The organism is uncultured Gimesia sp. (genome assembly GCF_937919775.1).
Lineage (GTDB): Bacteria > Planctomycetota > Planctomycetia > Planctomycetales > Planctomycetaceae > Gimesia.
Map to the genome: position 1 here is coordinate 1 of NZ_CALFPF010000166.1, position 9,665 is coordinate 9,665.

The window sequence follows — 9,665 nt, forward strand, 5'->3', positions numbered from 1 at the left end:
AATATTTATTGTAACGCCTATTCACCACCTTCTCCAAGCCTGCTTTTTGCGGAATCTATGATTTTAGCACCGGGAAACAGGAGATAATTACTGACACAGGTATCATGATGGCGGCTGGTGGCGATATGAGAGGTTAGCTGGCAAGGATTGATCGAATTCCCGACAACCTATTTTTTTGTTGAGGAAGATTTCTTTTTGGGAACTTTTTTCTTGGTAGCCGCCCGTTTAGCGGGAGCAGCTTTGCTGGCCGTTTTCTTTGTCGCCGATTTATCAGACTTGGCAGGTAATTTCTTTTTCACTGTGGCAGTCGTTTTTTTGGTTGTGGCTGACGTCTTCTTCTTTTTCACCTTTTTTTTCTGCTTGGATAGCGGATTCGCAAATAAACTCTCCAGTCGGTTGGGAGCCTGCGCGAAATCCACGCCATCTGCCGGTAATGGATTCCTGGCTAAATTAAAATCAGCCGCAAGTTCTTCGTCGGTCGCCAGGCAGCGTAATAAATGACTGAATAAAGGGGCATCGGACTTACGAATACTTGATTTCAGACTGTCGCTCGCTGTTTCGATGGGTTCTTCGGCAGGCAGCAGCCCCAGCCACTTGCTTGCATTCAGGATTTTCTCATCCACCGGCACTGCATGGCTCCCCAGAACAACCTGCAAAGTGTGGTTGATCACAAAGGGGGTTAACGTTTTCATTTTCGTCAACTGCTTTTGAGCCTGCTCCAATGTCTTCTTTTTCAACAGATCCAGATCAAAACAAAATTCCTTGTCAAACACATATTGCAGGACTGATCTGATCCGGTATGCCCGCCATTCGGCATCACCGACTGCCGAAAACACGGATTCCAATTCAGAAATTGTGCTGACACGGATCTCGTTCAGATCATGAAAACCTTCCAGAAGAGAATCAAAAACTTCATCAGCCAGAGAGTCCGTCGTATTTTCAAGACAGATGGCATGTAAGATCGTCTCCAGTACAGGACGATCATACTTTGGTAATGTCGCTGAATATCGCTTTTTGAGCAGGTTGATCAGCTTCTTACAAACAGTCTGTTTTTCTGATGTTGAAATTTTTTTGGCAACCATATCTGTCTGTGCAATGCTTGAAATATTTCAAATGGAAAGTAATGAAAACAACTCTTTCATTTACGGAAATACTGTCTATTAATCCCCGTGTGATTCTTCATCAGAGCTCTGATTATCTTCTAGAGAAGATTTCTTCGCCAACTCCTCTGCTTCTCGCTCGATCTGTAACTCATCCAAAATACGAAGTGCCTCAGCCGAATCCTTCACAACAGAATCCTGAACAAATCTGATAATAGGCGTATAGCGGGTTTGGATTCGATCCGCGATTTTGGATTGAATGAATCCTTTTGCTGACTCCAAACCATGCATACATAGTGCTTTTGCCTTTTCATCTCCCATGATCGAAATATAAATCTTGGCAGACTGCACATCCGGAGCGACTTCAACATGTAATACCGTTACATTCTGGATACGAGGATCGCGCAAATGCAACAGAATCGTTGTACTCACTGTTTCTAATATCGCCTGAGCGATTTTTGCTAATCGACGTGATGTCATTCAGTCCCCGTACGCATTCACTGGCTTGTGTTTATATTAAGAAGAGGATTCGAGAGTTCGTTTCACTTCGTTGATTCGGAATGCTTCTAACAGGTCACCCTCTTTAATATCATTAAACCCGGCAAGCAGAATTCCACACTCCATACCTTCGCGAACTTCCTTGACATCGTCCTTTTCTCTCTTCAGCGAAGCAATCCCATACTGATTGAGAATCTTCTGATCTCGTATCAGATTGACGCGATCATTTCGATTGATGGTTCCATTCAGTACCCGGCAGCCAGCAATCTTTCCAAAGCGGCTGATCGAAAACGTCTGCAGAACCAGAACACGCCCGGTTTGTTCCTGCACCAGATCAGGACGTAACATCCCTTCCAGTGACAGTTTGATATCATCCAGAACTTCGTAAATAATACTGTAGCGACGGATCTCTACATTTTCCTGTGACGCCAGATTCCGGGCTCGATCTTCTGCGACCACATGGAACGCGATAATAATGGCATTCGATGCACTTGCCAGAGAAACATCGCTTTCGTTAACTCCGCCGACTCCTTCATGCAGAATTTTGACGCGTACTTCAGGGTGTTCAAACTTCCCGATTTCACTTCGGATTGCTTCCAGAGAACCGGGAGTATCCGCTTTGATAATCAATGGCAAATCCTGAATCAACCCTTCGCGGGCAGACCCCATGATATCTTCCAGAGTTCGCGGACCACCACTGTGTCTGGACAAAGTATCGGCACGCCCTTCATGGCGTCGCTCTTCAGCCAGTGCTCTTGCCTGATCGATGTCAGCAACCACAACAAAGTGATCGCCGGCACCAGGCACCGAATCCAGACCGGCTACTTTAACAGGTACCGAAGGTGCGGCCTCGTTAACCAGCTGATCCTTGTCGTCATACATGGCACGAATATAACCATACGATTTACCGCAGATCACGGCATCACCAACCCGCAGCGTTCCTTTTTGAACAATCAACCAGGCAACCGAGCCGCGTCCTTCGTCGCGGAACCCTTCGAGGCAGACGCCAACGGCAGGCCGATTCGGGTTCGCTTTGAGTTCATGCAACTCCGCTGTCAACAACAGAGTTTCGAGCAGATTGTCCAGGCCGGTTTTCTTCAAAGCAGATACGCGTATGACTTCGGTTTCCCCCCCCCATTCGGCAGGAAGGACATCGTGGCTCGCAAGGTCCGTCAACACTTTTTGTTCATTGATTTCGGGCAGGTCGATCTTGTTCATTGCCACAACCATCGGCACACCTGATGCTTTGACGTGGCTGATACTTTCAGCAGTCTGAGGCATGACACCATCATCGGCTGCAACGACGAGTACAACCATATCGGTCACATTCGCGCCACGTGATCGCATTTCACTGAAAGCAGCGTGTCCCGGCGTATCTACAAATGTCAGTTTGTGTCCGTTATATTCGACCTGATAAGCGGCTATATGCTGGGTAATCCCACCCGCTTCACCTTCGACCACTCGGGAGTTTCGCAGTGCATCGACAAGCGTCGTTTTACCATGATCGACGTGCCCCAGTACTGTAATAATCGGGGGCCGCGTAATGAGATCTTCCGACGTGTCTTCCTGTTCGATAATCTCGTTGACCGTTTCCAAGGCTCCTTTTTGTTTTTTGAAGGTCAGGTCGACCCCTAATTCCAGCGCCACAGCCAAAGCGATGTCTTCTTCAACGATCTGGTTGATGGTCACCATTTCACCAAATTCTTTAAACATGATTGACATGATTGCTTTGGCAGGGCGGCCCATTGCTTCCGATAAACTGCGGACCGTCATCGGCACTTCGACTTCCACATCTGTTTTGTGGATGACATGCCCGGTATCATGTTTCCGCTTTGACCGACGGGGACGACGGCCGACAACTTCCTGCTGCTCTGTTCCGTCAGGAGCAAAGACCCGGCGTCCATCTTTACGCTGCTCTCGACGCTGTTTCCGCGCTTCGACCAGGCTCAGACTTCCCCGACGTTCATCCTTTGAATCATCATCTGAATCCGGAATATCACGGTCTTTATCCCGCTTTTTCTGTTCCGTATGCTGAGCAAGATGCGCAGCCAGTGGGCTCTTTTGCTCCAGAATATCTGCTGTCAGACGAACTTCAGGCTTTTGAGCTTTCTCTTCTTTTTTCTTTACCTTCTGAATCACCGGCTGCTTGTACGCAGGAGGAGCTGCCACCGCAGGCAAAGCCGACTTGGTTTTTGATTTGGGTTGCTGCTTCCCGGAACGTGTGGAACCTCGTGGTTTCATTTCACGTATCGTCGAACTTCCGCCGCCGCCAGGAACATAATCGCCACGACTGAAAACCTGCTCAGACTCTCCCTTTTCGGTATCCTGGGGCACGCCTCCCGCAGATTTGCGTTTGAGTAGACCGGAACGGGCTTCCACAGAATCGGTCGCTGCTTCAGACTCTTCGTGTTTAGCAGAAGAACCCTCTGTACCGCCTTCAGCCGTTTCCAGTTCGTCCTCTTCAACCGCCACGCCTGATATGTCTTCTTCCCCCTGGTCGGAAAGCTCTTCTTCATCAGATGCGCGGGAGGATGTTTGCGACATGGCCCGTGTAGACTGTGCTCGGGACGTCATCGACTTGATGGTCCGTAGTCTAGTCTGCTCCCGCTGAGGCACCAGAGTTGCTTGATCAACAGCCTCTGCTGAACTCTCAGAAGGTTGATCGCTCTTATTCTTATTTAAATAGGCAATGACAATGTCACGTTCGTCGGGCGTGATGCTGGCCAAAGCGGAGTTTTTCAACTTCACCCCCGCTTGGTTACATTCATCGATCAGCACTTTGCTGTCCATTCCCAACTCTTTTGCAAGAGCAAAAATACGTATCTTCAACAGCCCTTCTCCCGTGAACAATTCTGCAATACGCTTTTAAATCCAGTCGGACTCAAACATATTGCCTGATGAGGCAACTGCCTCATCACACTTACTCGTAATAAAACGATTTATTCCTGTTTCTCTGTCGATTCTTCCGTCGCGTTTTCTGCATTCACCGGGACTTCCTGAGAACCGATGGCTTCTTCCGAATCTGTCGTGTCTTCCTCTACTGCAACTGTATCTTCTTCTGCTGTAACCGCATCTTCCTCTAATGCCGTTGCAGCTTCTTCCAAATCTGCCACGGCTGGTTCAGCAACTTCCTCTACAAGATTCTCCGTAGCAGGTTTTGCTGCAGAAGCCCCGGGATGAGTCTTCTTGGCAGAACGCATTGCGTCCTCTTCAGCCTCGACACGTTCACTTTCCCGATCGGCAACTTCAACAATCTGTTCGCACTGCTCAGCAGTCAGCCCGCCAAGTTCTGCTAACTGATCAGGTTCGATCACCGACAAATCGTAATAACTGAAGAAACCCTGTGACACCAGACTTTCAGCCAACTCTTCGGAAACGCCGGGAATCGAAGAAAATGCTTCAACGGTTTTATCTAATTGTTGATCCAGCTCAGTTTGAGTCATCACTTCGATATCCCAACCGACCAATTTGGAAGCCAGACGCACATTCTGCCCTTTTCTGCCAATTGCCAGAGGGAGTTGATCGTCGCGTACCAGCACAATCACACGCCCTAACATGGGACACAGAATCACATCTTCCACTTCCGCGGGCTGCAGCGAATTGGGAACCAGAACCTGCAACGAGTCGTTCCAACGGACAATATCAATCCGCTCACCGGCAAGCTCATCCACAATATTCTTGATCCGGGCTCCCCGCATGCCGACGCAGGCTCCCACGCAATCAATACTGCTGTCGCTACAGGAAACAGCTACTTTAGATCGATAGCCGGCTTCCCTGGCCAGAGAACGAACATCAATAATACGATCTGAAACTTCCGGAATTTCCAGCTCAAACAAGCGGCGTACCATGTCTGGATGCGTTCGCGAGAGAATCACCTTCACGCGACTGCCGGCTTTGCGAACGTCCAGAACGACCGCACGCACGCGATCACCAACCCGAAACGATTCACCGGGAATCTGCTCACCTCGAGGAAGAATACCTTCGATTTTACCCAGGTTAATCAGCACTGCGCCACCTTCGACCCGGGAAACAGTTCCCGAAACCGATTGATGCTGCATTTCCATATATTCATCAAAAACCGAATCACGTTCGGCTTCACGGATTTTTTGAATCATGACCTGCTTAGCTGTCTGAGCAGCAACGCGTCCCAGAATTTCGCCCAGAACATCCTGATCCAGTTCTTCATTATCACAAAAAACAGTCGGTTCGCCAGATTCACGATCAATATTGACAGTAAGCTCGTGATCATCCCCAAAGTGCCTGCGCGCGGCGGATAAGATGGCCTGTTCAATGCCACCAAACACGATCTCTTTATCAATGCTCTTATCGCGCTGAATGGCATCAACAATGCGGAGAACTTCCTTACCGTCCATAATTGTGTTTCCTTCATTCGACAGCTGATTCAGATCAACTGACTCGAAAACTACTCAAACAAGACCTGAACCGGTCAAATCTATTCCAGACTTCTGACACCGCTGAAAAAACAGCATTCAACGGTATCGCCATTAACAAAAAAAAGCGGGAACATGCCCACTTTATGACTACCTCAACCACCGCAAAACGGTAGCTCAGTAGAGCCGCAATTGTCATTTCCAAAACAACAAATCACGACAATCGGATTGGTGAGCTAATGCTCGAGTTCCAACCAGCCTACATATCAGAGGACTCCATTCGAGTTTACGAATGCCGATTCATCACAAAGAAGCAAACAGTCACAACGACCTGTTCCCCCTTGCAAACACACTGCACACTGAACACCAGTATGCAAGACAATTGCGCATAAAGTATCCCTTAAAGAGAATACTCTATTCTCAATGAAATTAATCTCCGCGCGCTCAGATGTCAAGCACCGCAGGCAACTATTTCAGAACGACTCAGTTCCTGCATTCCAGAAGCGTTAAACAGGAGCGAGTACTGTTACCATTTACAGGTCACTGCCGGTAAATTATGCTAATACTTTAACAACCGGGAAAGCCCCCTTTTAGTCAGTTTCTCTCTGTTGTTGAAAGATTGGTCTCCATCAAAATCGAAATCTACTATAGTATTAGGAAGATATCCCGGTCAGACCGATCTCTTTTGCAGCTTGCCGGGTTTGTAAATTTGAAAAATGCATCCTCACTTTCTGAAGGACACTCCTGGAATGTCTCGCTTGATCCCCCTTTTAATTTTCTGCGTCGTGATTCCGTTCACCGCGGCTGCACAGACACCTGATGCAAACGACCCTTTTGCTCAACAAAAAATACAAGCCGACCAGGCCCAGCAACAGGGCGACTTTGCAAAATCCATTGAACTGACCTCGCAGGTTTTACAGCAAAAACCGGACGATCATGTCGCCTTCTATTTACGTGCGAGTGCACGAGTAGAATCAGGACGCGAACAGGGAAATGCACAAACCATCAGAGACGGTGTGGGTGATGCACGTGAGGCGATCCGCTTCAGCCAAAACCAGAATGTAAATTACTACCTGCCCTATCTCTTCGGAATGATGAATCTGGCTGTCATGGAAAACAAAAAAAGCCATGCAGAAACAGCCTTAAATGTCGCCAATCAAATTCTGGCTCGCCCGAATCTGACCCCTGAAGAACGAGCCAATTTTCACTATCAGCGCGGAATGATCTATCTGCCTTTGAATAAGCCGCAGGATGCAGCCAATGACTTCGCTGAAACAATCAAGCTTTCACCCGACCACTTTGCCGCTCAACTGGCACTGCCGGACGCTTATGCTTTAGCGGGAAACAATGAAATGGCACTGGCCAGTTTCAATCAGGTAGTGCAGAAACAGCCAAATTCACCTGTGGTCTACAACAACAGAGCCATGTTTTATCAGCAGCAGGGAAAACTTCAGGAAGCAATCAACGACTTCTCCCGCGCCATTCAGATTGACCCCCAATACCACCATGCCATTACGAACAGGGGCTTTGCGTATCTGGAAGGAGGCAACCCGCAAACGGCTGAAGCAGATCTGACACAGTCATTGTCCATAGCCCCGAATCAACCGTTCGTCCTGGGAATGCGAGGAGAAGCCCGGCTCCTGCAGGGAAACATTGCTCAAGCACTTGTAGACCAGAAACAGGCCGTTCAACTTGATCCGCAAAATGCAGCCCTGCATTCGGACCTGGGATTCTCCTACTTTTTCAGCCAGGATTTTCCCGCAGCGATTGCCGAGTTCAATCTGGCAGCACAATTGGCCCCGGAGCAGATGAAAGTTTTAAACCCCTGGCTGTACGTTGCGATGGTACGCAGCGATCAAAAAGCGGCTGCAGATGCCAAATTTCAATCGACCCCTTCACAAAAGCCTGACACGCGCGACTCTGTTGACAATCTCCTCGCTTTTTTGATGGGCGCGATCTCCGAAGCGGATCTGATTAAAGCCATTGACGTCAAAGACCAGGAACGTACCAAAGCCCAAACTTGCGAAGCGCATTTTTTCATCGGGGAAAAGGCACTTATCGCCGGCGACAATGCCACAGCCACTCAAAATTTCCAGCAGGCCCTCAACACCAACATGAAGAACCTGTCGGCTTACCGTGGCGCTCAGTACGCACTCAAGAAATTCTAATCGCGTCCCATTTAACGAGAGCCTCTCTTCTACTGTTATTGTCCGGAGAGAGGCTACAAGCAACCTGAGCACAAACTAAAAAACAGCCTCGGAAAGTAATTCCTACTTTCCGAGGCTGTTTATTTTATCGCTCAGTTTTATGAGTTCACGCGCCACAAACTACGGAAGCACTGGCTTGTCCGAATGTTGTCGTGCTGATTTTCAGAAACAACTTGTTATTTGTCGCCAGGGGTTCATTTCGAACCACGTTCAACGGACAATCAGAATCAGGAGTTTCGTAGTTCAATGTCGCAGGAATCATTCCCTGCTTCAAAGCAACCAGCGAACCACTGACTTCGACAATGCCACAGCCTGAACCAGAATTTCCAAAGTAACTCTTGAGTGCTGTAACCGGAACCTTTGTGGCAATATCACCGAAGGTGTCCTGAATCGCTTGAAACTCCTCGATATCAAACGCCCGCTCACCCAGGCCATGCGCATTGATATGACCGATATCGCCCGGTTCTACTCCGGCGTTTTTCAGTGCCGATCTGATCGAGTTGGCAATGGCTGCTCTGGTATTGACTGAGCCATCACGGTTGATGACGCAAGAGGCGCCAGCCCCCAGAAGCTCTCCCCAGACTTTTGCGCCACGTTTTTCTGCATGCGATTTTTCTTCCAGCAGCAGCGAGCAAGCCGCTTCGCCAACCACCTGACCGGTTCGTGCTTTATCAAAGGGGCGCGAACGCTTTGAAAACTCTGCTGGCGAATCTGCCAGCTCGTCCCAGAATTTGGCATGAATTGATTTCACTTCATGCACGCGGGTTCCAGTCACGCCTGCGATCATGACATCAGCCCAGCCACGTTCAATCACGCTCTGCGCTTCTCCCAACACCAGATTACCAGATGCCTCGGCCTGTGTGATCGAGTTGTTCGGCCCACGGGCGTCAATGATAATGCCGATATGACACGCCGGCATGTTCGGAAGATACTTCAACAACCAGAGCGGTTCCATCTTGGCCAACCCGTCAGTGCCCCAACGTTCGTATTCAAACTGAGTCCCGTTCGCGCAGGCGACACAAGCACCATACAGCACATCCGGGGGGCTCAACATCAAATTCGCGCCAAATTCAATTCCAAAACGCTCACTGTCAACGCCTGACAGGTCCAGTGCAGAATCTTCCATCGCCAGATTCGCGGAAGCCACGCCCAGTTGAATCTCACGACACATGACCTTAAGGCTTTTCTTCTGATCTTTAAGGTACTGTTTTTTAATCGTGGAGTCGTTGAAATCTGAAATTTCCCCGACGCAACTATCAGGTGCTGCCAGGTAGGAGTATAGTTCCGATTTTTTAATGCCCGATCTTCCGGACATCAAACTGTCTTGAAACGCATCCACTCCGATCCCAATCGGGGTGAGAATCCCCATCCCGGTTATCAGAATTCGTGGTCTTGAATCTGTATTCATTTGAATCTCTTTAGAAAGTCCCGCTTACACACTTCGCCAGCTGCTATTGAATAATGTAGTT

At 48.7% G+C, this 9,665-nt stretch carries 6 protein-coding genes; 1 reads left to right on the top strand and 5 read right to left on the bottom strand.

Annotation, left to right across the window (positions count from 1 at the left end):
- Nucleotides 1-167 precede the first annotated feature (167 nt).
- From Q0294_RS04465 to nusA, 4 genes are all read right to left on the bottom strand, one after another.
- On the bottom strand, nucleotides 168-1,082 hold the full coding sequence (locus Q0294_RS04465) for a hypothetical protein (protein ID WP_299461347.1): 915 nt from the start codon (nucleotides 1,080-1,082) through the stop codon (nucleotides 168-170).
- Between the two features lie 78 nt (nucleotides 1,083-1,160).
- Entirely contained in the window at nucleotides 1,161-1,580 is a 420-nt protein-coding gene (rbfA, locus tag Q0294_RS04470) for a 30S ribosome-binding factor RbfA (protein ID WP_299461349.1), read from the bottom strand.
- A 36-nt stretch (nucleotides 1,581-1,616) separates the two neighbouring features.
- Nucleotides 1,617-4,427 (bottom strand): translation initiation factor IF-2, encoded by a 2,811-nt coding sequence (gene infB / locus Q0294_RS04475; protein WP_299461351.1) that lies wholly within the window; start codon nucleotides 4,425-4,427, stop codon nucleotides 1,617-1,619.
- Nucleotides 4,428-4,537: 110 nt separating this feature from the next.
- Nucleotides 4,538-5,971 carry a transcription termination factor NusA gene (gene nusA / locus Q0294_RS04480; protein WP_299461352.1) on the bottom strand — a complete coding sequence of 478 codons (1,434 nt, stop codon included), beginning with the start codon at nucleotides 5,969-5,971 and terminating at the stop codon, nucleotides 4,538-4,540.
- A gap of 767 nt (nucleotides 5,972-6,738) precedes the next feature.
- Between nusA and Q0294_RS04485 the strand changes: the two genes are divergently transcribed.
- Nucleotides 6,739-8,157 carry a tetratricopeptide repeat protein gene (locus Q0294_RS04485; RefSeq protein ID WP_299461353.1) on the top strand — a complete coding sequence of 473 codons (1,419 nt, stop codon included), beginning with the start codon at nucleotides 6,739-6,741 and terminating at the stop codon, nucleotides 8,155-8,157.
- A gap of 145 nt (nucleotides 8,158-8,302) precedes the next feature.
- On the opposite strand, the gene Q0294_RS04490 is transcribed toward Q0294_RS04485, so the two are convergent.
- Entirely contained in the window at nucleotides 8,303-9,604 is a 1,302-nt protein-coding gene (locus tag Q0294_RS04490; RefSeq protein ID WP_299461354.1) for a beta-ketoacyl-[acyl-carrier-protein] synthase family protein, read from the bottom strand.
- Nucleotides 9,605-9,665 lie beyond the last annotated feature (61 nt).